The following is a 25,162-nucleotide window of genomic DNA, read 5'->3' as shown; positions in this document are numbered from 1 at the left end:
TTGTTGATAAATATATCTTTTACTTGCGAGGTGTTGGGCGTAAAATACCCGCAGCTAAAGATCAGACTCGCTGTGATTTCTTATAGCTTCCTTTCTTAGCGCTCTGCTTGGCAGAGCGCTTTTTTTTATACCTAAAAATCGAAGCGCAGCCCTAGCTGGGCAGCCGACATGGCATCGCCGCTGCTGCTAAGTGGCTCACGGCCTTCATCGTTGGCTAATTGTTCATAGGCCAACCACGCTCGTGCTTGCGGGTGCAGATGGGCAACGTACTCAACTTTATGCGAACGCACGTCGCCGCTGTCCTCACACTTGTCTTCAGCGTAGCGGCCATGCAGCTGATGATTACCAAAGCGGTACGAAGCGTACAGGCCCTGGCTGCTGCGCTGCTCTCCTAAACAACTCGGGACGCCTTTTACATCGCCCTCAATGGCGGCATCGCGCAAACGCACATTGCCGGTTGTACTGCCGGCGTAATGATCAAAGTCGGCATCGGCACGGTGTTGATAGGCCGCGAATGCGAGCCCGCTGGCAGGCATCAGCCACAGGCGTGCACCCCACAGTTTGCCGGTGTTGTCACCACGCTCGTCTTTGGCCAGAGCGAGCTGTAATTTCCATTTTGGTTGTTTGTACTCGCCACCCAGTTGGTATTGGTCGATGGTATCGCCGTCTTGGCCTTCAGCCTGCACGCTCGCACCAATACTGACGTTGCCATGGGTGAAGTAGTACTGCACTAAATCGTCATCACGGATGCTACCTTGACGCAGGGTGTCGTTGGCATCGGAGAAATGGGCGCCGCGAACAAAGCGATGCCAAACCAGTGTTTGGGAGCCGATGCGCACTTCGCCGAAGCGACCCTTTAAACCAATGTTAGCCAGGCGCAGGCCGGGGCCATCATTTTGTTTGAAATCGACCCCGTTTTCGGCGCGGGTGCCGTATTCGACCTGGGCGACAGCAGTCAGATCGGGCTGCAACGGCAGTTGCGCCTTGGCGCCTACACGGCTTAGAAAATCACGGCCATTGCCGCCATCGTCATCCGTGCCAGCGTCGATAACGTCAAAGCCTAGGCGCAATGATCCGTAAACTTGGGTATCGACCGCCGGTTGTGCCATGGCAACAGAGCTGCCCAGTGCGAGCAGCCAGGGAAGTGCTTTCATTGGATTCCTTACTTTCGAGTTGGGGCGGAATTGCCACTATTGACAGATACAATAATATGTAGAAGGGTGTTAGATTCGTCAATAAGACTGTGTGCGTATACATTGGTAGCGGCATAGCGCCGCTAACTCAACGAAAAAACGTACGCAGTGAATTGTCGTAGGCCTGCGCTAGCAGGGCGGTGGTCTCTATGCCTTTGACCTCAGCGATTTTCTCCGCCACAAAGGGCAGGTACTTGGGCGCATTTTCAATACCGCGAAACGGCACCGGCGTTAAAAAAGGCGCATCGGTTTCCAGCAGTAACTTTTCTACCGGGGTGGCGGCCACCACTTCACGCACGTTATCGGCTTTGTTAAAGGTCACGATGCCATTGATGCCCAGGCAAAAGCCCAGCTCGACGGCGCGCTGGGCCAGTGGCAAGCCTGAGGTAAAGCTGTGAATCACGCCTTTGCGCGCCATGTGCGGGGCGTATTCGTTCAAAATGGCGATGGTGTCTTCATCGGCGTCGCGGGTGTGAATCACTACTGGTAGTTCGCAGTCGATGGCGAGTTGCAATTGGCGGCAAAAATGATCGCGTTGCACCTGGCGATCACAGTTATCGTAATAATAATCCAGACCAATTTCACCGACGGCCACGACTTTATCGTGAATGGCGTGGGTGCGAATGTAGGCGTCACATTCGTCGTTAAACTTGGCTGCCTCGTGGGGGTGAACACCAAGGGTGCAATACACATCTGCATGGGCTTCGGCCAACGCCAAAGCCGTGGGCATGTTGTCGGGCTCGACGCTGATGGTCATAAAACGCTCGACGCCAATGGCCCGTGCCTGGGCCAAAATTTCATCGGCGCTGGCGTCTTTTAAATAATCGAGGTGAAAGTGGGTCTCGATGATGGGCTGCTGATACAGGGGGATGTCGCGGCGCTTCTTTTTACTCATGATTCACCTGTTGGCTGCAAAGCGCGCCAGTATATCAAAGACCAGCGCCTTAGCGCTGGCTTACCATGTTGACTGGGTGTACCGGCGACTTGCGCTGGGTTGGATTCAGCGCACGCATTTGCTGCGCTAGACGCCCCAAGGTTTTGGCGCGATTGCCGGGGGCTGGGTGAGTGGATAAAAACTCCGGCCCACCGCCACCGCTGGCCTTGCCCATTTTTTGCCACAAGCTGACCGCAGCTTGGGGGTCGTAGCCGGCCAAGGTGGCCAGCTCGATGCCGATGCGGTCCGCCTCGGTTTCGGCGGTGCGGCTGTTGGGGAGCTCCAGCGCCAGTTTGGCGGCCAACGCGGCACCGGCCAGGGTGAGTTGATCTTGCTCGGTGGCGGCGCCTGCGGCGAGTAAGCCCGCTTGCATCACCATGGCGCGCGACATGCGCTCAGCGCTGTGGTTGGCCAAGGCATGGGCGATTTCATGGCCCATGATTTGCGCAATTTCGTCATCGCTCAGTTGCAACTGATCGATAATGCCGGTGTAAATCGCCATGCGGCCACCGGCCATGCACCAGGCGTTAAGCGTTTTGGGATCATCGATAACGGCCACGCTCCACTGCCAGTTTTTACTGCTCGGGTACTTTTTCACCGCCTCGCTGACCAAGCGGCCGGTGATGGTGCGAATGCGCTGCAAGCGCTTTGGGTCTGTGACCAGCTGTTGCTTTTCTTGCAGTTGATTGACGGTGCTGATGTACGCCTTTTCCGATTCGACAATGGCCGATTGCGGCGATACCAGCATCAGTTGTGAGCGCCCGGTCGGGCTGGTGGCGCAGGCGCTTAGCAGCCAACAGGCGACAATCGTGGCCAGCACAGGCCAAAGTTTTTTCAACATCGTCATGACATGATCCTGTGGTGATAGGGCGGGCAGCACTGCTTAGCCGTTCTGCCGCCCACCTCTGTTATACTGCTGCCATCATAAACCATGGGAACCCAACTGTGTTTGCAGGCATCGCATTTCATCCGCGCATTATGGCGGCGCTGGAAAAACAAGGCATCAATACACCCACCGACGTTCAGCAGGCGGTATTGCCACAGGCTGATCGTGATTTGCAGGTGTGTGCCGAAACCGGCAGCGGCAAAACCCTAGCCTATTTACTGCCCGTATTGCAGCAGTTGCTGACCAAGGATGCGCCCAATACCGCCACCCGCGCACTGATTTTGGTGCCTACTCGTGAGCTGGCGCGCCAGGTTTATAAAGACTGCAAAGCCTTTACCGATATGAACTCCCTCGATGTTGGTGTGCTGACCGGCGGCGAGGAGTTTAAATACCAAGCTGCCATGTTGCGCAAGAACCCAGAAATACTGGTGGCCACAACCGGGCGTCTGGTTGACCACCTGAAGCGCGATACGGTGGACCTGAGCGACTTAGAATTTTTGGTATTGGACGAAGCCGACCGCATGCTGGACATGGGCTTCGCCGAGGATATGGACCTTATTCTGCAGCGCTGTCGGGCTGAGCGCCGCACCTATTTGCTGTCAGCCACCTTGCATCATGAAGGTGTGCAACGCATTGCCGGCAGTTGGCTGGTGGACGCCGAAGAAATCACCACCCACGGTGTGCGTGAAGCCCATGACTTTATTCGTCAGCAGCGCATTTTAGCGGACGATAACGCGCATAAAGACCGCTTGCTGGTGTGGCTGTTGGCCAACGAAACCTATGACAAAGCCATCGTCTTTTTAAATCGCCGTGATGAAGTCGAACGTGTGGCGGATTTTTTGCGCCAGCACCGTGAAGGTGTGGCGGCGCTGCACGGTGAAATGACCCAGGACGAACGCAACTATGTGCTGCAGCTGGTGCGCCAGGGTAAACGCCATATTCTGGTGGCGACGGATGTCGCCGCGCGCGGTCTTGATGTGGAAGGCATGGATCTGGTCATCAACTACGACTTGGCCCGCAAGGGCGATGAATACGTGCACCGCATCGGTCGTACTGGGCGCGCGGGTCGTCACGGCCTGGCCATTGCCTTGGTGGCGGCGCATGAGTGGGATTTAAAAGCCCGCATTGAACGCTATATGCAGCAGCAAATGCAGTCGCGCACCATTGAAGGCTTAAAGGCTCGCTACCAAGGGCCGAAAAAAGTCAAAAGTTCTGGCAAGGTGGCGGGTAAAAAGAAAAAGCCAGCGGCGAAAAGCGCAGGCAAAAAGCCGGTGAAAGCCACAGGCAAAAAACTGGCAAAAGGCGCTTCGAAAAAAACCGGGACAGGTACGGCGAAAAAGCCAAATAATAAGGCGCACAGTAATAAACCGGCTGGCAATTTGATGGACGCCGATGGTTTTGCGCCGATTAAACGTAAAAAATAGTCTGCCGTTTAGCGCGGTTTACACCGCGCTTTGTGCTTCGACTTGCTGATCCAGTCCTTCGATAACGGCCTTGCGCAGTGCTTCACAGCGCAAGGCATCGGAAAATGGCTCGCCGTCACAATCAACGATAAAAAAGATATCGTACACCCGCTCACCTTCGGTCATAATTTTGGCGCCCTGGACCTCAGCGCCGAACTCCGCAAAGATGGCGCCCATGCGTGCCAAAAGCCCTGGTCGGTCAGCCGCGACAACTTCCAACACCGTGCGTTGCATGCTTGGGTCGTTGCTCATGGTTACCTGAGTATCCACCGGGAATTGCTTCAGTGCCCGCGGCGTGCGCCGCTGAATAATGGTGCTGTATTCATCCGGCTGGCTGATGGCGTCTTCCAATACCGAGCGAATTTTCTCGATGCGCTTCAAGTCGGTGATGGGCTGGTTATTTTCATCCAGCACAATGTAGGTGTCGACGGCGTTGCGCTCCTGCTCCGAGGTCATGATGCGCGCATCTTGAATGTTCAGGTTTAACTGATCGAGGGTCGCGGTGGTGACGGCAAACAAATTGGGCTGATCTTTGGCCAGAATAAATATCTGCGTTGCACCCTCGAACTCGCGCTCCGAGGTTGGGCGCACAGCGATCAGAGGTTTGTCACTGAAATTATGCTGATCCAGCAGCAGGGTTTGCCAAATAATGTTGTCGACGCCCTCACGCAGAAAATAATCATTGCCTGGGTTTGACCACAGTAGATCAATGCGCTCAGCCGTTAGACCTTGCTGCATTAACCGTGCTTTGGCTTCCTGCTGAATTTCATTTACCACATCATCAATATTACGCGGATTGCCAAGGCCGCGGCGCAAGGCGTTTTTGGTGTTGCGGTACAGCTCTCGCATTTGCTCGGCGCGCCAAGGTGTCCACAGCTCTGGGTTGGTACTGACGATGTCGGCAACGGTAATTAAATACAGCATATCGAGGTGTTGCTGATCACCGACTTCCAATGCGAACTGGTGAATATCTTCAGGGTTGGTTAAATCCAGTCGCTGTGAGGCCGTGCCCATCAATAAATGGTTGCTGACCAGCCAGGTCACCATATTGCTGTCGGTGGGGCGCAAATTGTGTTGACGGCAAAAGCGCGCGGCAATGTCTTCACCATTGACGGCGTGGTCGCCCTCCATGCTTTTACCTGTGTCGTGCAATAGTGCGGTTAAATACAGTACTTCTTTTCTCATCACCCGATGAATCAGACGCGACGCCAACGGAAAGCGCTCGCGCACATCGCTGAAGCGAAAATGCCGCAGCAAGCGCGCCATGCGCAAGCTGTGATCGTCCACCGTGTACACATGAAACAAATCGTGTTCCATCATGCCGATGATTTTGCCGAACTCAGGGATATACGCGCCTAAAATGCCGTAGCGCAGCATGCGCGATAATTCGCGTACAACGCGCTCGCGGTTGCGCATTAACTCCATGAATACGGCGTTGTTTTCTGGGTTTTGCCGATAGTCGTCATCAATCAGATGGCGGTGATCGCGTAGGGCACGAATGGTGGTGGTGTGTATGCCTTTGGCATTGGCGGTGCGCGCCATTAATAAAAAGACTTTTAATAGCCAAACCGGCTCACGTTGGAACAGTTCAGGGTCGGTAAGCTGCAAGTAGCCATTGCACAGCACAAAGTGTTCATTCAATGGGACGACGTCGGTGAGCTGGCCGCTTTGCATAAAGTCATCGTTAAAATGCAGCAGCAACAGGTCGCACAGCTCCATGGTGGCCAGCTGGTTGCGATAAAAACGGCGCATAAATTGCTCGACACCGAGCTGGTTGCCATCGTCTTCAAAGCCGAGTAGCTCGGCCACATCGCGTTGCAAATCGAACAGTAGGCGGTCTTCTTCGCGGTCGGCGAACATGTGCAAGGCGTAGCGCACTTGCCATAAAAAGGCTTGGCTGCCGGCCAGGCGCTGGTGCTCAAACTTGGTTAAGAAGCCGTTGTCTTCTAATGCTTGCAGCGTGCCCTCGCCAAAGTGGCGCATGGTAACCCAAGTAATGGTTTGAATATCGCGCAAGGTGCCCGGGGAGTTTTTAACGTTGGGCTCTAAATTGTATTCCGTGCTTTTGTGTTTTTTATGGCGTTGCTGAATTTCATCCCACTTAGCGTTAAAGAAATCCTGCGCGCTCCACAGTTGTTGCGGTGCTGTCGCCGCTTGCAGCGATTGGTGCAGACTGGCATCGCCCGCCAGTGGCCGACTTTCCATCATGTTGGTGATGGTCGATAAGTCTTTTTGTGCTTCGGTCAGGCATTCATCTAGGGTGCGAACACTGTGGCCGATGTCCAGTTTCAAATCCCACAGCAGGGTAATAAAAGCTTGTAACGCTTCGCTGTTGCCATTGATGGCGGCTTCATCGCGCGCCAACAATAATAAATCGATGTCCGAGTGCGGATGCAGCTCGCCGCGGCCATAGCCGCCCACCGCAATCAATGCCAGGTGATCAACGTCTAGCTGTAAGTGGCGCCACAGCGTTTGTAAAATAGCATCCATTAACACCGACCGATGGTGAACCAGGGTGACGGCGTCTAGGGTGGCGCGAAAGTAGGCGTGGCACTCGTCCTGCAGTTGTTGCAGCAGGGGGCGAACCACGGGAATGGGGGAGGCAGCCTGTTGCAGCCGTTGCTGCAGGTCGGTGACATCCACTTGCGGTAAGGTCAGGCTGACTGTGTCCATTGGGGGGGTGCTCAGGCGAAACGGCTCTCTTCTTGACGACGGGTAAGCACTTCGACGCCGGTTTCAGTCACTAATAGTGTGTGCTCCCACTGGGCTGACGGTTTGCGATCTTTGGTAATGACCGTCCATTCATCCTTCATCAACTTGGTAAAGCGCTTGCCTTGGTTGATCATGGGCTCAATGGTAAAGGTCATGCCGGCTTGCAGCTCAAAGCCGGTGCCAGGGTGACCATAATGCATCACCTGTGGCTCTTCGTGGAACTCTTTGCCAATGCCATGGCCGCAATATTCGCGTACCACTGAGTAATGGTTGCTCTCGGCATATTGCTGTATCGCATGGCCAATGTCACCTAGGCGAACACCGGGTTTTACCATGTCGATGCCGATGTAGAGACACTCTTGGGTAATGTCGACCAAGCGCTTGATCGCAGGTGTAGGCTCACCGACATAAAACATCTTGCTGGTGTCGCCATGGTAGCCATCTTTAATGACAGTGACGTCGATATTGATCACGTCGCCTTTTTTCAGCACTTTGTCGTCGCTAGGAATGCCATGGCATACCACATGGTTGACGGAGGTGCAGATCGATTTAGGGAAGCCGCGATAGTTGAGCGGTGCGGGAATGGCCTGTTGCTGGTTGACTATATAGTCATGGCAAATACGATCCAGCTCACCGGTGCTGACGCCAGGCTTGACGTAATCGCCGATCATTTCCAAAACTTCCGCCGCCAAGCGGCCGGCAACGCGCATTTTCTCGATTTCTTCAGCGCTCTTGATGCTTACAGACATTCAGACCATCACTTGTTTGATTCAGTTAGATAGCCCTCATTGTACAGTGACTGATCGACAGCGTGAACAGGGCGGTATTTCCTGCCTATCAGTCTGGCTTGGCGGGCAGAAAAGTGATATAAAGCGCCCGCGAAAAGCACACCCCCGTCTCTAATATGGCTGGGGAACACACACACACTTCAGCAAGCGAAGCCGGGGTGCCATTCTTTGAGTGGTCGGTAACGTGAAGTGTGGAGGCCTAACCCATGATGATTAAAGGTAAATAACATGGCACAAGTTAGCATGCGCGACCTGCTGAAAGCGGGTGTTCACTTCGGTCACCAAACCCGTTACTGGAACCCAAAAATGGGCAAGTACATCTTTGGTGCTCGCAACAAGATTCACATCATCAACCTGGAGCACACGGTTCCTGCGCTGAATGATGCTTTGAAAGTGATCGAAAACAACGCGTCACGTAACAACAAGATCTTGATGGTGGGCACCAAGCGTGCTGCTGGCAAGATCATCAAAGAGCAAGCAGAGCGTTCAGGCGCGTCTTACGTTGCTCACCGCTGGTTGGGCGGTATGCTGACCAACTACAAAACCATTCGCCAATCGATCAAGCGTTTGCGTGACCTCGAAGCGCAACAATCTGATGGTACCTTCGAGCAGCTGACCAAAAAAGAAGCGCTGATGCGTACTCGCGAAATGGAGAAGTTGGAGCGCTCTATTGGCGGTATTAAAGAAATGGGCGGCCTGCCAGATCTGATCTTCGTTATCGACGTTGATCACGAGCGCATTGCGGTTCAAGAAGCCAACAAGCTGGGTATTCCAGTGGTAGGTATCGTTGATACCAACTCTAACCCAGATGGCGTTGATTACGTGATCCCGGGTAACGACGATGCGATCCGTGCGATCCAGATCTACGCCACTGCTGTTGCCGACGCTGTGCTGGAAGGCAAGCAAGCGACCGGTTCTGCCGATGAGTTTGTAGAAGTTGCTGACGACGCAGAGCAAGCGGCGGCTGAATAAGGCTCCCCACTCTGAATGAATAAAGGGGGCTTGCCCCCTTTTTTTAGATATTTAGACACAGATAGAGGATTGACACATGGCGAATGTTTCAGCCGCACAAGTAAAAGAGCTGCGTGAGCGCACGGGCCTGGGCATGCTGGAGTGCAAAAAGGCACTGGCAGCAGCAGAAGGCGATATCGACAAGGCTATTGAAGACCTGCGTAAGAACTCAGGCCTGAAGGCAGCGAAAAAAGCGGGTCGTACTGCGGCCGAAGGTAAAGTTCGCATCGTTGCTAACGACGGCGTTGTCGTTGCGGTAGAAGTGAACTCAGAAACCGACTTCGCAGCGGGTGACTCCAACTTTGGCGATTTCGCTGACAAAGTGGCCGCCAAGCTGGCAGAGACCAAAGAAGCCGACGTGGCCAAGCTGACCGAAGGTGAGCTGGAAGAAGACCGTATGGCACTGGTACAAAAAATCGGTGAAAACATCACGGTTCGTCGTGCGTTTGTGGTGGAAGGCGAAACTGTCGGTGCTTACCTGCACGCGACTGGCAAAATCGCAGCCATCGTTGCCCTGAAAGGCGGCGACGCTGAGTTGGCCAAAGACATTGCTATGCACGTGACTGCGGTTAACCCACGTGTTCTGGCGCCAGAAGATATGCCAGCAGAAGAGCTGGAAAAAGAAAAAGAAATCATCAAGGCGCAGCCAGACATGGCTGGCAAGCCAGATGAGATCGTTGAAAAAATGATGGGTGGCCGTCTGAAGAAGTTCTTGAAAGAGAACAGCTTGGTTGAGCAGCCATTCGTTAAAAACCCAGAGCAAACCGTTGCTCAGCTGGCGAAAGAAGCCGGTGCGGAAATCGTTTCCTTCGTACGTATCGAAGTGGGCGAAGGCATTGAAGTTGAAGAAGCGGACTTTGCCGCAGAAGTGGCAGCACAGCTGAAAGGCTAATGGCTGTTCGGGGTGCTGGCACTGCTGAGTGCCCCTATTTTTATGCCGGGTTCGCCCGGCATATTTGTATATAAAGATCACCGGAGACCTGGCCCATGGCAGAAATGAAAAGCGCAAAATACAAACGAGTCCTGTTAAAACTGAGTGGTGAAGCCCTGATGGGTGAGCTCGATTTCGGCATCGATCCTAAGGTGCTCGACCGTATGGCGCTGGAAATTGGCCAGTTGCGTGGCATCGGTGTGCAGGTGGGTCTGGTGATTGGTGGTGGCAACCTGTTTCGCGGCAAGGCACTGAGTGAAGCTGGTTTAGATCGCGTAGCGGGCGACCATATGGGTATGTTGGCGACGGTGATGAACGCTTTGGCCATGCGCGACGCCCTAGAGCGTGCCAATATGCCAACGCGTGTGATGTCGGCCATCCCTATGAGCGGTATCGTTGACCACTATGATCGCCGCAGTGCGATTCGCGCCCTCGACAGCGGTGATGTGGTTATTTTCTCTGCCGGTACTGGCAACCCCTTCTTTACCACCGACTCGGCAGCCTGTTTACGTGGCATCGAAATCAATGCCGATCTGGTTCTGAAGGCAACCAACGTCGATGGTGTGTATACTGCCGACCCGAAGAAAGTCCCGGACGCAGAAAAGTACGACTGTTTGACGTACCAGGAAGTCCTGGAGAAACAGCTTGGCGTAATGGATTTAACCGCGATCTGCTTAGCTCGCGACCACGCTATGCCATTGCGTGTTTATGATATGAACGAGCCGGGAGTGCTGGCCCGTCTGATGACCGGCGGCAGTGACGGCACTCTGATTGTCAGTGAGGATAAGTAACGATGATCAACGACATCAAAAAAGATGCAGAAGAACGCATGAGCAAAAGTGTGGCAGCCGTAGTTGAGGCCTTTAAACGGGTTCGTACCGGCCGTGCTACCCCTGCCATCCTCGACGGTGTTTCCGTCAGCTATTACGGTGTCGACACGCCGCTGTCGCAAGTGGCCAACATCATAGTGGAAGATGCTCGTACACTGGCCATTACACCGTGGGAAAAGCCCATGGTGCCTGAAATTGAAAAAGCCATCATGAAGTCAGATCTGGGCCTAAATCCAGCCACCACGGGCGACAAGATTCGTGTACCTATGCCAGCTTTGACTGAAGAAACGCGCAAAGAGTACATCAAGCAAGCGCGCGCAGAGGCGGAAAAGGGGCGTGTGTCTGTGCGTAATATTCGCCGTGATGCCAACGCAACCTTGAAAGAGCTGCAAAAGGAGAAGGAGATCTCGGAGGACGAGCAGCGCGGTGGTGAGGAGCAAATCCAGAAGATCACCGATAAGTTCATCGCCCAAATCGATGACTTGCTGGCCGACAAAGAAAAGGACCTGATGAAGGTTTAATTCCGTGTCTACCAGTATTGATGACCGCCTAGCGGCCAACAAAGGGCAGCTGCCCAAGCATGTTGCCATCATTATGGATGGCAACAACCGCTGGGCAAAAAAACGCTTTCTTCCCGGTGTTGCTGGTCATAAGGCCGGCGTTGACGCTGTACGTGCGGTGGTGGAAACCTCAGCACGCCAAGGGGTGGAGGTGCTGACCCTGTTCGCTTTTAGTAGCGAGAACTGGCGTCGTCCGGCCAACGAAGTCAGCGCTTTGATGCAGTTATTTGTCGTCGCCCTTGAGCGTGAGGTGAAAAAACTGCATCACAACAACATTCGCTTACGAGTAATGGGTGACTTGTCGGGCTTTAGCGAGCGCATCCAGCAGTTGGTGCGTGAGGCGGAGGCTTTGACGGCTAACAATGACCTGATGACTTTGGTTATCGCCGCCAATTATGGTGGTCAATGGGACATTGCCCAAGCTGCCCAGCAGCTGGCTCGACAAGTACAGCAGGGCACGCTGACGCCGGAGCAAATCGACGAACAGGCGCTGCATCAGCATACCTGGCTGCATGATTTGCCAGCTCCAGATCTGATGATTCGCACCGGTGGAGAAAAGCGCATCAGTAACTTTATGCTGTGGCAAATGGCCTACACCGAGTTTTACTTTTGCGATGCCTACTGGCCCGACTTTAAGCAACAAGAATATCAAAAAGCGTTGGTTGCCTTTGCTGAGCGCACGCGCCGCTTTGGCCGCACTGACGAGCAGTTAGAGGAAGCGGAGCCTAGTGTTTAAGCAACGCGTGTTAACGGCCCTAGTATTGGCGCCGATTATGATTGGCGGCATATTTCTTTTGCCGCTTAAACCTTTCGCCTTTTTTATTGCCGCGATTGCCACACTGGGCGCTTGGGAATGGGCCAATATCGCCGGCTATCAGCGAACTTGGAGCCGAGTGCTGTACGCCTTGGTGGTGTTTGTTTGCCTGTACATCAGTGCTCGTTTGCTGCGCGTTTTCCCTGAATGGCTCATTGTTTATTTAGCCTTGGGCACCCTCTGGTGGGCCTTAGCTTTTGCTTTGGTGCATCGCTATCCCGGTGGTACGCGAGTGTGGCAGGCGCGGCCCATGCGCGCCATGCTGGGACTGTGCGTATTGATCCCGATGTGGGTTGGCTTCATGCACCTCAAGGAGCAACCGCACAGCTCGCTGTTGATTTTTTACGTTATGTTGATTGTTTGGGGCGCCGATACCGGTGCCTATTTTTCCGGTAAGCGTTGGGGCAACACCAAGCTGGCACCGGAGGTCAGCCCAGGCAAATCTTGGGCGGGCTTCTGGGGCGGCTTTGCGACTACCTTGGCCATTGCCGCTGGGTTTGGTACTTACATTCACTACTGGGTCGAACCCATGACGTTGACCAGTAGCTGGAAGCTGTTGGTCATCACCGTGGTGACCATGGTGATTTCCGTGCTGGGTGATCTGGTAGAAAGCATGATGAAGCGGCATCGCGGCATCAAAGACAGCTCGTCTATGCTGCCAGGTCATGGCGGTGTGTTAGATCGTATCGACAGCATGGCAGCGGCGGTGCCTGTGTTTGCGTTCTGCATGGTGGTATTGAACTGGGGGCTGAGCGCGTGAAGCAGGTCACCGTGCTCGGAGCAACGGGCTCTATTGGTGTCAGCACTTTAGATGTGATTCGCCGCCACCCGCAGCGCTATCAGGTGTTCGCGTTGACGGCCTGTCGCAGCGTCGAAAAACTCTATCACCAAGTGCTGGAGTTTCAGCCGCGCTATGCTGTGATGACAGACGCTGACGCCGCTGCCGAGTTGCGCCAACGTTTGGCAGCGACTGCCGTGACCACCGAAGTGTTGGCCGGCGCTGATGCGTTGGTCGATGTGGCCAAGGCGGATGACGTCGACCAAGTTATGGCAGCCATTGTGGGGGCGGCGGGTTTGCTGCCCACGCTGGCGGCAGCGGAAGCGGGCAAGCGGGTATTGCTGGCCAATAAAGAAAGCCTGGTGATGGCTGGTCCGCTGTTTATGCGTGCTGTTGAAGAAGGCGGGGCGCAATTGCTGCCCATCGACAGCGAGCACAATGCGATTTTCCAATCTTTGCCGGGCCAATATCAGGGCGATTTTACCCAGCACGGGATCAACAAAATTCTGTTGACAGCCTCCGGTGGCCCGTTTCGCGGTTACAGTGCAGAGCAATTGCAACAAGTCACACCCGCCGAGGCGGTGGCGCACCCCAATTGGTCAATGGGGCAAAAAATCTCCGTCGACTCTGCCACCTTAATGAACAAAGGCCTAGAGCTAATTGAAGCCTGTTTTTTATTTCACTGTCAGCCCGAGCAAGTGCAAGTGGTGGTGCATCCGCAAAGCGTGATCCATTCCATGGTGCAGTATTGCGATGGCTCCGTGATTGCCCAGTTAGGTCAGCCGGATATGCGTACCCCGATTGCCTACGGCATGGCTTGGCCAGAGCGCATTGATGCCGGGGTGGCAGAGTTAGATTTGTTCGCTCTGGCGCAATTGAATTTTGAAGCGCCTGACGCCACCACCTTTCCGTGTTTGCAGTTGGCCGCCGACGCCTTTGCTGCTGGTGGCACACTGCCGGCAGTATTAAATGCTGCCAATGAAATTGCGGTGGAAGCATTTTTAGCGGAACAAATTTCTTTTACTGCCATTCCAACAGCGATTCGCGCGGCCATGCAAGCACATACCTGGCAGGCCGCAGATTCCCTAGACGATATTCTGCAAGCCGATGACTGGGCTCGCCACTTTACGCGTGACTGGCTGGCGCATGCTTGCAGACAGGAGGATGCCTTCTGATGACCCTGTTGTACTTTATTGTCGCCATCAGCCTGCTGGTGGTGATTCATGAATATGGCCACTTTTGGGTAGCACGCCGTTGTGGCGTTGAAGTGCTGCGCTTTTCCGTCGGTTTTGGCAAACCGTTATGGTCGTGGAAAGACAAACACGGCACCGAATATGCGATTGCGCCCATTCCCTTGGGGGGCTACGTCAAAATGTTGGACGAGCGCGAGGCGCCTGTGCCAGAGCACTTGCTAGACCGTGCCTTTAATCGCAAGCCAGTGTGGCAGCGCATTGCCATTGCCAGCGCGGGCCCGATTGCCAACTTTGTTTTTGCCATTGTGGCTTATTGGGCACTGTTTGTGGGTGGAACCACCGGCGTGGTGCCCGTTATTGGCCAGGTTCAGCCAGATTCTATTGCTGCGCAAGCTGGGCTGCAGCCAGGCGACGAAATTGTGCAAGTGGCCAGCACCGACACAGAAACTTGGCAAGAAGTGCAGTGGACGCTGCTGTCTTATTTGGGTGAAAGCACGGATTTAGTCATTGCGGTACGTAGCGACAGCGGTGCTTTACGTCAGCACACGCTGCAGTTGAATGCTTGGTTATCTGGCAGTGACAGCCCAGAGCCGCTGTCTGGCTTAGGCATAGTGCCGCGTCGCTATGCGGTGCCGGCGGTGGTGGGCGAGCTGGTGTCGGGTGGCGCCGCAGAGGCTGCGGGCTTGCAAGTGGGCGATAAAGTTGTTGCTGTCAATGAGCAAGCGATCGATAACTGGCTGACTTGGGTCGAGGTGGTACGTGCCAACCCAGACACCATGCTGGCGCTGCAAGTCGAGCGCGCTGGTGAAACCGTGTTGGTGCAAATGACGCCCACTGTGCGCGAGCAAGACGGTGAGCGCATTGGCTTTGCCGGTGTGCAGGTAGAAATTCCACAGCTGCCAGAGTCTTGGTTGCGTGACAGTCATTACGACCCATTGAGTGCCTTGCTGAAGGGCTTGGAAAAAACTTGGAACCTAGTCGGCTTTACCTTGGAGTCGCTGTGGAAAATGTTAGCCGGCGACTTATCCGTTAAGAACTTGAGCGGGCCTATCACCATTGCTAAAGTAGCCGGCTCTTCAGCGTCGGGTGGATTGGAAACCTTTGTCGATTTCCTGGCACTGTTGAGTGTGTCACTGGGCGTTTTAAATCTTTTGCCTGTGCCCATGTTGGATGGCGGGCACATTCTGTTTTACGCCATTGAGGCTGTGCGCGGTAAACCGCTGTCGGAGCGAGTGCAAATTGTGGCACTGCAGTTCGGCATGTTTTTGCTGCTCAGCCTGATGATGGTGGCCTTTTATAACGATATCAGCCGGCTGATGTAGCCGCGAGAGACTGGATAAACTAATGCGTTGTGTGTTGTTTGCGCTGTTGTTAGGGGTATGGTCATCGGTTACCGCCGCTGCATCTTTTCAAGTAGAAGACATTCGTCTGGAGGGTCTGCAGCGAGTTTCGGCAGGCACTGTATTCGAGCAATTACCGATTAACGTTGGCGATCAAGTGGATGAACAACGCTTGGTCACAGCGTCCAAGCAGTTGTTTAGTTCAGGCTTATTTAACGACATTCAGCTCTATCGCGATGGCGATGTGTTGATTATTCGTTTAGTTGAGCTGCCGACCATAAGCACTATTGATATTACCGGCAACAAAGCCATTCAGACCGATATGCTAATGGACGGCTTGAAGCAATCTGGTTTGGCAGAAGGGCTGGTATTTAAGCGCTCGACGCTGGAGCGCATTGCGCTGGAGCTTGAGCGTCAGTACGTCGCTCAAGGTCGCTACGATGCCCGCATCAATACCGACGTGGTGGCTTTGCCGCGTAACCGGGTTGGCCTGAACATCGAAGTGGAAGAAGGCAATGTCGCCAGCATTGCGCACATCAATATTGTCGGCAACGAGGTGTTCAGTGATGACGAGCTGCTAAAGCAGTTCGAGTTGCAGACCTCGAATTTCTGGTCTTGGTACTCCAGCGATGATAAATACGCGCGCGAGAAACTCGCCGCCGATATGGAAAGCCTGCGCTCTTATTATCTGGACCGCGGTTACATTCGCTTTAATATCGAATCGACCCAGGTGTCGCTGTCGCCGCAAAAAGACAGTGTCTATATCACCCTCAACGTCAGCGAAGGCGAAAAATACGACATTCGCAACGTCGCATTTGCTGGCAACCTAGTGGTGGAAGAGGAAGAACTGCGCCAGCTGGTATTGCTGGATGAAGGCGACACGTTTAGCCGTCGTCGCGTCACCGCCAGCAGCGATTGGATGACCAAGCGCTTGGGCAATGATGGTTATACTTTTGCCAAAGTCGATGGCATTCCTGAAATTGATGACGAACAGCGTCTGGTCGATTTGACCTTCTTTGTTGAGCCGGGTCGTCGCACTTATGTACGCCGCGTTAATTTTAGCGGTAACGAAAGCACTTTAGATGAAGTGCTGCGCCGTGAAATGCTACAAATGGAAGGCGGCTGGGCTTCGACGGATAAAATTGAAGCCGGTAAGGCGCGTTTAAACCAGCTGGGCTTTTTTAAAACCGTGACCGTGGACACACCGTCTGTGCCCGGCACCGACGACATGATTGATGTGAATTACAACGTCGAAGAGCAGCTCAGCGGTAGTCTTAACTTTAACGTTGGTTATGCCGGTGGCAGCGGCGTTATTTTGGGCGCCAGCGTGTCGCAAAACAACTTCATGGGCAGCGGTAATCGTATGTCGCTGGGTGTGCAGAAGAATAATACGGTGCAGTCGTACAACTTCTCCTACTTCAACCCCTATTACACCATCGATGGTGTGAGCCGCGGTTACAATCTGTTTTATCGCGAAACCGACTACGAGCGTTTGAGCACCGTCAGTGATTATCAGACCAACACTCGTGGCGGTAATGTGACGTTTGGCTACCCAATTTCTAATCGTCAGCGCTTGAGCTTTTCTGGTGGTTTAACCAGTACTGATATGTTCCGTGGCACGACAGTGCCTGCCGAAATCGTCGAGTTTATTGAAGAAGAAGGCGAGCATTTTCTTGAGTACAAATTGGGCTTGAACTGGCGCTATAACGCGTTGAACCGAGGTCTATTTCCGACGGCGGGTACCGAGCATAAAGTCAGCGCGGATATTTCTATTCCTGGCAGTGACCTGACTTATTACAAGCTCTCTTACTCTGCCAATTATTACTTCCCGCTGGGGGGTGAATGGTCATTGCGTTTGCGTACAGAGCTAGGCTATGGCGATGGCTTTGGTGAGCAAAAACGGTTGCCATTCTTTAAAAACTTCCGCGCCGGCGGCATTGGCTCGGTGCGTGGTTACACCAGCAACAGCTTAGGGCCAAAAGGTTTGCCGGAGTACAACATTGTTGAGCTGGCGCAAACCGATGCCAATGACGATATTTTGTTTGAGTTGGATGAGTGGGGAAGGCCACAAATCGACGCCAACACCTCAAATATTGTTTACAAAGAAGGCAGCGATGGCGAAGCCATTGCTGTGCGCAACCCTAACCGCTATAAGCCAGTGTACGAGGTGGATGAGAACGGCAGTATCGTCACTGCGCCGCGTTATTTAGAAACCGAGCGTGCTTTGGGCGGTAACATTAATACCGAAGCCAGTATCGAGTTGATATTCCCGTTCCCGTTTGTCGAAGATCGCAGCTCTCTGCGCAGTGTGTTCTTCTTCGATGCCGGTAATACCTTTACCGATGAGTGCTATAACCCGAGCGACGATGATTTGCCATCGCTGAACAGCCACCCGTACTGTCGCAATGGCATTGAGCTGAGTGAGATTCGCACCAGTGTGGGTGCCGGTGTTACCTGGATTACTGCCATTGGTCCTTTGACCTTTACCTATTCGATCCCGCTGAGCGATCAAGACGGCGATCGCACTGAAGGCTTCGAGTTCTCGCTCGGCCAAGTGTTCTAACTACACAATAACCAAGGAGCAAATGCATGCGTTGGATGTTAATGGTAGCCCTGGGGCTGATGATGAATACTGCCGTGGCAGCGAGCAAGGTTGCCGTGGTAGACATGGAGCGTGCGGTGTTTTTATCGGATGCGGCCAAAAATTCTATCAAGGCCTTTGAGCAAGAAAACAGCGGCGATATCAGCAAGCTAAAGGCACTGGAGTCGGATTTGCGCGCATTGCAGGAAAAGCGTGAGAAAAATGCCGACTTTATGAGTGAAGACGAGGCTCGTAAGCTGGCAAAAGAGTTCGAAGAAAAGCGTTCTGAATTTCAGTTCTTTGGCCAGAAACTGCAAAAGCTGGAGCAGCGTTGGAAGCGCGAATTTTTCCAAACACAATTGCCCAATGTTGAGAAGTTGCTTAAAGCAATTATCAAAGAGGGCGAGTATGATGTCGTGCTTCAGGCTGGCGCCGTTGTGTATGCCACACCGGATGTCGACCTGACCAAACCATTGTTGGAACGACTGAACGCTGAAAATTGAGCCGAGGGCGGTATGCAACTGACGTTGGCTGACCTGGCGGAGCAAATCGGTGCCCGCCTTACCCAAGGCGGCGATATCATCATTCAAGGTGTAAACACACTGACAGCGGCAGGGCCGAGTGATGTGAGTTTCCTGGCCAATGACAGCTATCGTCGGCATCTGGCTAACACCCAGGCGGCGGCGGTGATCGTTGCGCCGGAACAAGCCGAGGACGTTGCGGGCGTTGCCTTGTTGGCAGACAACCCGTATTTGGCGTTTGCTCGGGCGACCCAGCTGTTTGATAACCGACCACATGTTGCCGCCGGGGTGCACCCTACGGCGGTGGTCGCGGGCACGGCACAATTAGCTGACGATGTCCGTGTGGCAGCCAATGTGGTGATCGGTGAGCATGTCTACATTGGTGCTGGCAGTGAAATTGGCCCGGGGACTGTGATCGGCGATCACTGCACCTTGGGGCAAAACTGTCGTCTGGCGGCCAATGTCACGCTTTACCATGATGTAGCCTTGGGTGATCGCTGCACCGTTCATTCTGGTGCCGTGCTGGGGGCGGATGGCTTTGGCTTTGCGCCAGACGCCGGCCGCTGGCATAAGATTGCTCAGCTCGGTGGTGTGCGCATTGGCAACGATGTTGAAATTGGTGCCAATACCTGTGTTGATCGTGGTGCCCTTGAAGACACCGTGATTGCTGATGGCGCCATCCTCGATAATCTGATCCAGGTTGCTCACAACGTCAGCATCGGCGAAGGCACTGCCATCGCGGCGTGTGCGGGCATTGCCGGCAGTACCCAGGTGGGTGCGGGCTGCACTCTGGCTGGCGGTGTGGGTCTGTCTGGCCACCTAAGCATCGCCGATGGCACTCATGTTGCGGCCATGGCTTTGATCAGCAAGTCGATCGATAAACCAGGCGTTTATGCTTCTGGTACGGCTCAGATGCCACTGAAAGAGTGGCGTCGCAGTGCGACGCGCTTCCGACAACTGGATTCAATGGCCAAGCGGCTGCAACAGTTAGAGAAACGCCAAGAAGGTGAAGCTTGATGTCCCTGGAAACCGTACAGCAAATTCAGGAATTTTTACCCCATCGTTATCCGTTTTTGCTGGTCGATCGGGTGCAATCCATAAATCTGGATGATGAAGAAGGGGCGGTGATTCGCGCCCTGAAAAACGTAACCATTAATGAAGAATTCTTTAATGGTCATTTTCCCGGCCACCCAATTATGCCGGGTGTATTAACGTTAGAAGCCATGGCGCAAGCCGCTGGTTTATTGGGGCTAAGCATGCTGGGTGATCAGCGCACGCCGTCCACTCTGTATTATTTTGCCGGGGCAGATAACGTGCGCTTTAAGCGACCGATTGTGCCAGGCGATCAAGTGGTACTGGAAGCTCGTTTTATGGGCGGTCGTCGCGGTATTTGGAAGTTTGCTTGTCGCGCACTGGTGGATGGTGCCATTGCTTGTCAAGCGGATGTCACCTGCGCCGAGCGTGAACTGGAGCTGACATGATTCATCCGAGTGCCATTGTCGATCCCGCAGCGTCATTAGCCGACGATGTCGAAGTCGGCCCCTTCAGTATTATTGGTGCCGACGTCGAAATTGGCGCCGGTACGGTGGTGGGCCCGCATGTGGTCATCAAGGGGCCTACCCAAATTGGTCGTAATAATCGCATATTTCAGTTCGCCTCCATCGGCGAAGACTGCCAAGACAAAAAATATGCCGGTGAACGCACCACGCTGAGCATTGGCGACAATAACGTCATTCGTGAAGCCTGCACCTTTCACCGTGGCACGGTTCAAGATAACGGCCACACCCAAGTCGGCAGCGATAATTTATTCATGGTCAATGTGCACGTTGCCCACGATGTGGTGATTGGTGATCATGGTATTTTTGCCAACGACACTAACCTGGCTGGCCATGTTCATATTGGTGACTGGGTGATTTTAGGCGGTGCTACGCAAGTGCATCAGCACTGTTTGATTGGCTCGCACTCCATGTGTGGGGCGGGCACCGTGGTGTTAAAAGACATTCCTGCCTATGTCATGGCGCAGGGGTATCCAGCCAAGCCTCACGGCATTAATGTTGAAGGCCTGCGTCGACGCGGCTTTGCTAAAGACAGCATTCAGCGCGTGCGCCAAGCTTATAAAACCTTGTATCGCCAGGGCTTAACGCTGGCTGAAGCCATCGAGGCTTTGCAGCGCGATGACGACGCTGCAGTGCAGTTATTGCTGCAAACACTCGAGGCGGCCAAGCGAGGAATTATTCGTTAATGCGCATTGCCCTGGTGGCCGGTGAAACGTCGGGCGATATGCTCGGCGCTGGCCTGATTCAAGCCCTCAAACAACGCTACCCTAACGCCACTTTTGAAGGCATTGGCGGCCCTTTAATGCAGGCGCAAGGCATGACCAGCTTCGTGCCGATGGAGCGCCTGTCAGTGATGGGGCTGGTTGAAGTGTTGGGGCGTTTATTTGAGCTGCTGGCGGTACGCCGCAATTTAATTAAGCGCTGGCGCCAAGATCCACCGGATGTCTTTATTGGCATTGATGCACCGGATTTTAACCTCACTCTAGAGCAAAAGCTGCGTCAGCACGGCATTAAAACCGTGCACTACGTCAGCCCCTCGGTTTGGGCCTGGCGCGAAAAACGCGTTGAAAAAATAGCCAAAGCCTGCGATTTAATGCTGACGCTGTTTCCGTTTGAAGCGCAGTTCTATGAGCGCCATCAGGTGCCGGTGCGCTTTGTTGGCCATCATTTGGCCGATAAAATTGCACTGGATACCAACCCGGTGCCGGCACGTACGGCACTGGATTTGCCGCAAGATAAAGCACTGGTGTGTTTGATGCCGGGCAGTCGCAGCAGCGAAGTCGAGCGCTTGGGCAACTTATTTTTAGAAACCGCGCAGCGCATGCTGCGGGTGCGCAATGATTTGCACTTTATTATTCCGGCTGCCAGCGTTGAGCGTCGCAATCAAATTGAGCAGCTATTGGCGGAGTTTGCCATTCCGCTGCCGGTGACGGTGGTGCTGGGGCAGTCGCATACCTGCATGACCGCAGCAGACGTCGTGCTGCTGGCGTCTGGCACCGCCACGTTAGAGGCTATGCTGCTGAAAAAGCCGATGGTGGTGAGCTACATCGTTGCCCCTTTGACCTACCATATTTTAAAGCGCTTGGTCACACAGCCGTATATTTCGCTGCCCAATTTATTGGCCGGGCGCGAAGTGGTACCAGAGCTGATCCAATTGCAAGCCACGCCAGCCAATTTGGCCGATGCGTTATTGGTGCGTTTGCAAGACAGTGATGCACTGTCGCAATTGCACGAAACCTTTATGTTTATTCACCGCCAATTGCGTCGCGATGCCGATCAGCAAGCAGCCGATGCTGTGGCGGAATTGCTGGAACATCATGACTGATTTGATTGCGGCCGAGGCCCAGCTGATTGACGCTGGCCTACTGTATTGTGGAGTTGATGAAGCCGGAGCAGGGCCTTTATGTGGCGATGTTGTCGCGGCTGCTGTCATTCTTGATCCGGCCAATATTCCGGTCGGTCTAACCGACTCGAAAAAAATCAGCGAAAAAAAACGCGAGCAATTGTTTGAGCCAATATGTAGCCAGGCTTTGGATTTTTGCATCGCCCGCGCCACGGTCGAAGAAATTGATCGCTTAAATATATTGCAAGCCCGCATGCTCGCCATGAGTCGTGCCGTGGCGGGGCTGCAGCTGCGCTGTGAGCATGCGTTAATTGATGGCAATCGCTTGCCCGAACTCGACATGGACGCCACCGCCATCGTTAAAGGCGATGCCTTAGTGGCAAGCATCGCCGCCGCCTCTATTTTGGCTAAGGTGCAGCGCGATCGTGAAATGTTGCTGCTGGATGAGCAATACCCAGGTTACGGTTTTGCCAAACACAAGGGCTATGGCACCAAAGCGCATCTGGAAGCTTTAATGCGCTTAGGCCCCTGCGCCATTCACCGGCGCAGTTACGCCCCGGTTAAAAAGGCGTTAGCGGCTGAGGCGCTGGCTTAACTCCGGTAAGGTGTGCGCTTGGGCATAGGTTTGCTGGCGTAAAAAATCGCGCAGTGCGGCGGGGCTTTGGTACTGCTCTAGCTGCGACCACTCCAAGCGCTCGCCAATGCCGAGCTGAATCACACTGTTGCGTTTTTTCAAAAATTCCGCCGGAATGCGCAGAGTGCGCAGCGCCGGGTGAATTTTCCCCAATACATGAAAACTGCGGCTATTGTGGCCGTGAAAGTAGACCGGAATCACAGGCACCTGTGCTTTCATAATCATGCGCATGGTCGACAATGACCATTCCCTGTCTTCAATGCCTTGCTGACCCTTATACCAGGTCGATACCTCGCCGGCGGGAAATACGCCCAGCCCTAGGCCTTGCTCTAATTGAGTGAGGGATTTGCGCATGCCATTCATTCCGCGCGGACCGCCTTTTTCGAACGGATTCACGGTGATGAATAAATCCGAGATGGGGGCAAAATAGCTCAGCAAAAAATTCGCCACAGCGCGAAACTGTGGCCGCTGGCGGCCGACGATTAACAGCAAAATAATACCGTCGAGAAAACCAAATGGATGGTTAGACACGGTAATAAAGGGGCCATCTTGCGGCAGGGCTGCGGCCAGAGCGTCGGCATCGTAGGCCAGCTCTATGCCCAGATGCTTCAGAGCTTCTTCGATCATATCGATGCCTTCTTTGGCATCCAACTGACGGTAGATGTTATCCAGCGTCGGCCCTTTTAATAGCCGTAGCAATAACGCCAGTTTGCGTGGTGTCAGCCCCGTCGCCTGCATCAGGCCGGCACGATCAAATAGCTCCATGATGGTCATTCCCCATTGTTCAACCTGCCAGAGCGCTGCATGGGGTAAAACCCGATGGCCCTAGGCCCTAGCGAGCGGGCATAATAGCAGCCGCTGTTTTTTCCACCAACGAATAGTCTTCCATGCTGTATGAATCCGATGTCATTGTGTTAGGTGCTGGCGCTGCCGGCTTGTTTTGTGCTGCCCAAGCGGCGAGCCGTGGGCTTTCCGTGCAGGTGCTGGAGCATGCCAATAAACCGGGCAAAAAAATCCTGATGTCCGGTGGCGGTCGCTGTAATTTCACCAACTACTACATCGAGCCCAGTTGCTACCTCAGTCATAACCCGCACTTTTGCAAATCGGCCCTGAGCCAGTACAGCCAATGGGACTTCATCGCCTTGGTGGAGCAGTACGGCATTGCCTATCACGAGAAAAAGCTGGGGCAGCTGTTTTGCGACGATAAAGCCAAGCACATTGTGGCCATGCTGCTCGATCAGTGTCAGCAGCATGGTGCCGTGGTGCGCTTAGAGGTACCGGTGACCGAGGTGCAGCACGATGGCGAGCATTATCAAGTGCAAGGCGGTGAGCACAGCTATCGTGCTTCGAAGCTGGTGGTGGCCACCGGCGGGCCGTCGATCCCAACGCTGGGCGCCACGGGCTTTGGCTATCAACTGGCGCAGCAGTTTGGCTTGCGCGTGTACCCACACCGCGCAGGACTCGTGCCCTTCACCATCACAGATCAGCTGCGGTCTCTGTGTCAGGCGCTATCGGGCACATCGTTGGCGGTCAATGTCGAATGCAACGACGGCTATTTTGATGAAGACATGCTGTTTACTCACCGTGGCCTGAGTGGCCCAGCGATGTTGCAGATTTCCTCCTATTGGCAGCCAGGTGATGCCGTGCGCGTGAATCTGCTACCGGGCAGCGACAGCGCTCAAGAGCTGCGCCAGTTGCAGCACGAAAGGCCGCGTTTAAGCGTGCGCCAGTGGTTGGCGGAAAAAACCACCCAGCGCTTTGCCGAGCAATGGCTGGCACTGCAATCTGTGTGCGACGCCACGACCAGCCTGGCCAGTTTAAATGGCGAGCAAATGGACGCGCTGGCGCAACAACTGCACCAATGGCAGGTCAAACCATCGGGTACAGAAGGGTATCGCACCGCAGAGGTGGCCCTGGGTGGGGTGGATACAGATGAGCTATCGTCTAAAACCCTAGAGAGCAAACGCCAGCCTGGTTTGTATTTTATTGGCGAGGTGGTGGATGTGACGGGCCATCTGGGTGGTTTTAACTTTCAGTGGGCTTGGTCTAGCGCTTATGCCTGTGCTCAGCATTTGTAGGAGGATGATATGGCCATCAATCAACCCCCCGAAGCCTTGGTGCAATGGTTTGTTGATGCCCTGCGACAGCACCCTTTGCCGCCGCAGGCGATGAGCTACGACGGCAACACCGATTACGACCGCCTTTATCAGCAATTGCAGTTCGAAGCCGAGCGCTACTGGCGCCTGCGCTATGGCTATGCCCCCAGCCCCGGCCATTTGGTCAACGCCTTTTTTCAAGCGGAGCATTTTTTGAGCCGTGAGCAGCGCTTGCAGCCCGTGTGGCGTCAGGTAATGCGCTGGTGGCAGCAGCGCTAAATAGACCTGCTATCGGTATCGAATGCGGCTAATGTGGGCGCAATTCCCCGGATTTGGCTCGTATAAACCCTTGCCACGCCCTGTCTACATTCATACGTAAAATACCAGACATTGACCGTATTGATTGTAATTATGGGGGGCAACTCTCTAATATGCCCTTCAGCCAGCGAGCTCCTCCAACTGTGGGGTAGAGGAGATCGCCGTCATCTACACATCACT

24 protein-coding genes are annotated in these 25,162 nt (G+C 54.1%); 18 read left to right on the top strand and 6 right to left on the bottom strand.

Going from position 1 to position 25,162, the window contains the following annotated elements; genetic code table 11:
- Window positions 1-131: 131 nt before the first annotated feature.
- The 3 genes from IE090_RS08660 to IE090_RS08650 all read right to left on the bottom strand — a co-directional run bounded on the left by IE090_RS08660 (window position 132) and on the right by IE090_RS08650 (window position 2,974).
- On the bottom strand, window positions 132-1,154 hold the full coding sequence (locus IE090_RS08660; RefSeq protein WP_189387963.1) for a porin: 1,023 nt from the start codon (window positions 1,152-1,154) through the stop codon (window positions 132-134).
- A 127-nt stretch (window positions 1,155-1,281) separates the two neighbouring features.
- The gene (locus tag IE090_RS08655; protein WP_189387962.1) at window positions 1,282-2,088 is read right to left on the bottom strand and encodes a TatD family hydrolase; all 807 of its coding nucleotides are present in this window, start codon (window positions 2,086-2,088) and stop codon (window positions 1,282-1,284) included.
- Window positions 2,089-2,137: 49 nt separating this feature from the next.
- Window positions 2,138-2,974 (bottom strand): M48 family metallopeptidase, encoded by an 837-nt coding sequence (locus IE090_RS08650; RefSeq protein ID WP_189387961.1) that lies wholly within the window; start codon window positions 2,972-2,974, stop codon window positions 2,138-2,140.
- A 98-nt stretch (window positions 2,975-3,072) separates the two neighbouring features.
- On the opposite strand from IE090_RS08650, the gene IE090_RS08645 reads away from it, so the two are divergent.
- On the top strand, window positions 3,073-4,437 hold the full coding sequence (locus tag IE090_RS08645; RefSeq protein WP_229815617.1) for a DEAD/DEAH box helicase: 1,365 nt from the start codon (window positions 3,073-3,075) through the stop codon (window positions 4,435-4,437).
- A gap of 18 nt (window positions 4,438-4,455) precedes the next feature.
- Here IE090_RS08645 and glnD read toward each other — a convergent pair whose 3' ends face one another.
- On the bottom strand, window positions 4,456-7,149 hold the full coding sequence (gene glnD / locus IE090_RS08640; RefSeq protein WP_189387960.1) for a [protein-PII] uridylyltransferase: 2,694 nt from the start codon (window positions 7,147-7,149) through the stop codon (window positions 4,456-4,458).
- A gap of 11 nt (window positions 7,150-7,160) precedes the next feature.
- Window positions 7,161-7,937 (bottom strand): type I methionyl aminopeptidase, encoded by a 777-nt coding sequence (map, locus tag IE090_RS08635; RefSeq protein WP_189387959.1) that lies wholly within the window; start codon window positions 7,935-7,937, stop codon window positions 7,161-7,163.
- A gap of 267 nt (window positions 7,938-8,204) precedes the next feature.
- On the opposite strand from map, the gene rpsB reads away from it, so the two are divergent.
- The 15 genes from rpsB (at window position 8,205) to rnhB (ending at window position 22,529) form a co-directional block, all read left to right on the top strand.
- Window positions 8,205-8,948 carry a 30S ribosomal protein S2 gene (rpsB, locus tag IE090_RS08630; protein ID WP_189387958.1) on the top strand — a complete coding sequence of 248 codons (744 nt, stop codon included), beginning with the start codon at window positions 8,205-8,207 and terminating at the stop codon, window positions 8,946-8,948.
- A gap of 76 nt (window positions 8,949-9,024) precedes the next feature.
- Complete coding sequence (gene tsf, locus IE090_RS08625; protein ID WP_189387957.1) at window positions 9,025-9,879, top strand: translation elongation factor Ts; 855 nt, start codon at window positions 9,025-9,027, stop codon at window positions 9,877-9,879.
- Between the two features lie 95 nt (window positions 9,880-9,974).
- Entirely contained in the window at window positions 9,975-10,709 is a 735-nt protein-coding gene (gene pyrH / locus IE090_RS08620; RefSeq protein ID WP_229815615.1) for a UMP kinase, read from the top strand.
- Between the two features lie 2 nt (window positions 10,710-10,711).
- Window positions 10,712-11,269 carry a ribosome recycling factor gene (gene frr, locus IE090_RS08615; protein WP_189387956.1) on the top strand — a complete coding sequence of 186 codons (558 nt, stop codon included), beginning with the start codon at window positions 10,712-10,714 and terminating at the stop codon, window positions 11,267-11,269.
- Window positions 11,270-11,273: 4 nt separating this feature from the next.
- Window positions 11,274-12,044: a polyprenyl diphosphate synthase gene (uppS, locus tag IE090_RS08610; RefSeq protein WP_189387955.1), complete on the top strand. Its 771-nt coding sequence runs from the start codon at window positions 11,274-11,276 to the stop codon at window positions 12,042-12,044.
- On the top strand, window positions 12,037-12,882 hold the full coding sequence (locus IE090_RS08605; RefSeq protein WP_189387954.1) for a phosphatidate cytidylyltransferase: 846 nt from the start codon (window positions 12,037-12,039) through the stop codon (window positions 12,880-12,882). Before uppS ends, IE090_RS08605 begins: the two co-directional genes overlap by 8 nt.
- Window positions 12,883-12,893: 11 nt before the next feature.
- On the top strand, window positions 12,894-14,075 hold the full coding sequence (ispC, locus tag IE090_RS08600) for a 1-deoxy-D-xylulose-5-phosphate reductoisomerase (protein ID WP_229815605.1): 1,182 nt from the start codon (window positions 12,894-12,896) through the stop codon (window positions 14,073-14,075).
- A complete protein-coding gene (gene rseP, locus IE090_RS08595; RefSeq protein WP_189387952.1) occupies window positions 14,075-15,415 on the top strand; it encodes a sigma E protease regulator RseP in 1,341 nt (446 codons plus the stop codon). Before ispC ends, rseP begins: the two co-directional genes overlap by 1 nt.
- A gap of 22 nt (window positions 15,416-15,437) precedes the next feature.
- Entirely contained in the window at window positions 15,438-17,996 is a 2,559-nt protein-coding gene (bamA, locus tag IE090_RS08590) for an outer membrane protein assembly factor BamA (RefSeq protein ID WP_189387951.1), read from the top strand.
- Window positions 17,997-18,022: 26 nt separating this feature from the next.
- On the top strand, window positions 18,023-18,517 hold the full coding sequence (locus IE090_RS08585; protein ID WP_189387950.1) for an OmpH/Skp family outer membrane protein: 495 nt from the start codon (window positions 18,023-18,025) through the stop codon (window positions 18,515-18,517).
- Between the two features lie 12 nt (window positions 18,518-18,529).
- Window positions 18,530-19,552, top strand: coding sequence for a UDP-3-O-(3-hydroxymyristoyl)glucosamine N-acyltransferase (gene lpxD / locus IE090_RS08580; protein WP_189387949.1), 1,023 nt, complete (start codon window positions 18,530-18,532; stop codon window positions 19,550-19,552).
- Window positions 19,552-20,016, top strand: coding sequence for a 3-hydroxyacyl-ACP dehydratase FabZ (fabZ, locus tag IE090_RS08575; protein WP_444542204.1), 465 nt, complete (start codon window positions 19,552-19,554; stop codon window positions 20,014-20,016). Before lpxD ends, fabZ begins: the two co-directional genes overlap by 1 nt.
- Window positions 20,013-20,777 (top strand): acyl-ACP--UDP-N-acetylglucosamine O-acyltransferase, encoded by a 765-nt coding sequence (gene lpxA, locus IE090_RS08570; protein WP_189387948.1) that lies wholly within the window; start codon window positions 20,013-20,015, stop codon window positions 20,775-20,777. Before fabZ ends, lpxA begins: the two co-directional genes overlap by 4 nt.
- Window positions 20,777-21,916, top strand: coding sequence for a lipid-A-disaccharide synthase (lpxB, locus tag IE090_RS08565; RefSeq protein ID WP_189387947.1), 1,140 nt, complete (start codon window positions 20,777-20,779; stop codon window positions 21,914-21,916). Before lpxA ends, lpxB begins: the two co-directional genes overlap by 1 nt.
- Entirely contained in the window at window positions 21,909-22,529 is a 621-nt protein-coding gene (gene rnhB, locus IE090_RS08560; RefSeq protein ID WP_189387946.1) for a ribonuclease HII, read from the top strand. Before lpxB ends, rnhB begins: the two co-directional genes overlap by 8 nt.
- Here the strand turns inward: rnhB and IE090_RS08555 are convergent.
- The gene (locus tag IE090_RS08555) at window positions 22,506-23,333 is read right to left on the bottom strand and encodes a lysophospholipid acyltransferase family protein (protein ID WP_189387945.1); all 828 of its coding nucleotides are present in this window, start codon (window positions 23,331-23,333) and stop codon (window positions 22,506-22,508) included. The genes rnhB and IE090_RS08555 overlap by 24 nt on opposite strands.
- 122 nt (window positions 23,334-23,455) lie before the next feature.
- Between IE090_RS08555 and IE090_RS08550 the strand changes: the two genes are divergently transcribed.
- Entirely contained in the window at window positions 23,456-24,646 is a 1,191-nt protein-coding gene (locus IE090_RS08550) for a BaiN/RdsA family NAD(P)/FAD-dependent oxidoreductase (RefSeq protein ID WP_229815597.1), read from the top strand.
- A gap of 9 nt (window positions 24,647-24,655) precedes the next feature.
- Window positions 24,656-24,943, top strand: a complete 288-nt coding sequence (locus tag IE090_RS08545; RefSeq protein WP_189387944.1) for a hypothetical protein — start codon at window positions 24,656-24,658, stop codon at window positions 24,941-24,943.
- The last annotated feature ends 219 nt before the right edge of the window (window positions 24,944-25,162 follow it).

Origin of the sequence: Bacterioplanes sanyensis (assembly GCF_014652515.1) — a bacterium.
Lineage (GTDB): Bacteria > Pseudomonadota > Gammaproteobacteria > Pseudomonadales > Oceanobacteraceae > Bacterioplanes > Bacterioplanes sanyensis.
The sequence above is the reverse complement of the archived record's forward strand: the minus strand, read 5'-3'. Positions and strand labels throughout refer to the sequence as shown.

Coding starts and splice junctions, on each gene's coding strand:
- IE090_RS08660 (WP_189387963.1), bottom strand. CDS start 1,154: ATGAAAGCACTTCCCTGGCTGCTCGCACTGGGCAGCTCTGTTGCCATG.
- IE090_RS08655 (WP_189387962.1), bottom strand. CDS start 2,088: ATGAGTAAAAAGAAGCGCCGCGACATCCCCCTGTATCAGCAGCCCATC.
- IE090_RS08650 (WP_189387961.1), bottom strand. CDS start 2,974: ATGACGATGTTGAAAAAACTTTGGCCTGTGCTGGCCACGATTGTCGCC.
- glnD (WP_189387960.1), bottom strand. CDS start 7,149: ATGGACACAGTCAGCCTGACCTTACCGCAAGTGGATGTCACCGACCTG.
- map (WP_189387959.1), bottom strand. CDS start 7,937: ATGTCTGTAAGCATCAAGAGCGCTGAAGAAATCGAGAAAATGCGCGTT.
- rpsB (WP_189387958.1), top strand. CDS start 8,205: ATGGCACAAGTTAGCATGCGCGACCTGCTGAAAGCGGGTGTTCACTTC.
- tsf (WP_189387957.1), top strand. CDS start 9,025: ATGGCGAATGTTTCAGCCGCACAAGTAAAAGAGCTGCGTGAGCGCACG.
- pyrH (WP_229815615.1), top strand. CDS start 9,975: ATGGCAGAAATGAAAAGCGCAAAATACAAACGAGTCCTGTTAAAACTG.
- frr (WP_189387956.1), top strand. CDS start 10,712: ATGATCAACGACATCAAAAAAGATGCAGAAGAACGCATGAGCAAAAGT.
- rseP (WP_189387952.1), top strand. CDS start 14,075: ATGACCCTGTTGTACTTTATTGTCGCCATCAGCCTGCTGGTGGTGATT.
- bamA (WP_189387951.1), top strand. CDS start 15,438: ATGCGTTGTGTGTTGTTTGCGCTGTTGTTAGGGGTATGGTCATCGGTT.
- IE090_RS08585 (WP_189387950.1), top strand. CDS start 18,023: ATGCGTTGGATGTTAATGGTAGCCCTGGGGCTGATGATGAATACTGCC.
- lpxD (WP_189387949.1), top strand. CDS start 18,530: ATGCAACTGACGTTGGCTGACCTGGCGGAGCAAATCGGTGCCCGCCTT.
- fabZ (WP_444542204.1), top strand. CDS start 19,552: ATGTCCCTGGAAACCGTACAGCAAATTCAGGAATTTTTACCCCATCGT.
- lpxA (WP_189387948.1), top strand. CDS start 20,013: ATGATTCATCCGAGTGCCATTGTCGATCCCGCAGCGTCATTAGCCGAC.
- lpxB (WP_189387947.1), top strand. CDS start 20,777: ATGCGCATTGCCCTGGTGGCCGGTGAAACGTCGGGCGATATGCTCGGC.
- rnhB (WP_189387946.1), top strand. CDS start 21,909: ATGACTGATTTGATTGCGGCCGAGGCCCAGCTGATTGACGCTGGCCTA.
- IE090_RS08555 (WP_189387945.1), bottom strand. CDS start 23,333: ATGGAGCTATTTGATCGTGCCGGCCTGATGCAGGCGACGGGGCTGACA.
- IE090_RS08550 (WP_229815597.1), top strand. CDS start 23,456: ATGCTGTATGAATCCGATGTCATTGTGTTAGGTGCTGGCGCTGCCGGC.
- IE090_RS08545 (WP_189387944.1), top strand. CDS start 24,656: ATGGCCATCAATCAACCCCCCGAAGCCTTGGTGCAATGGTTTGTTGAT.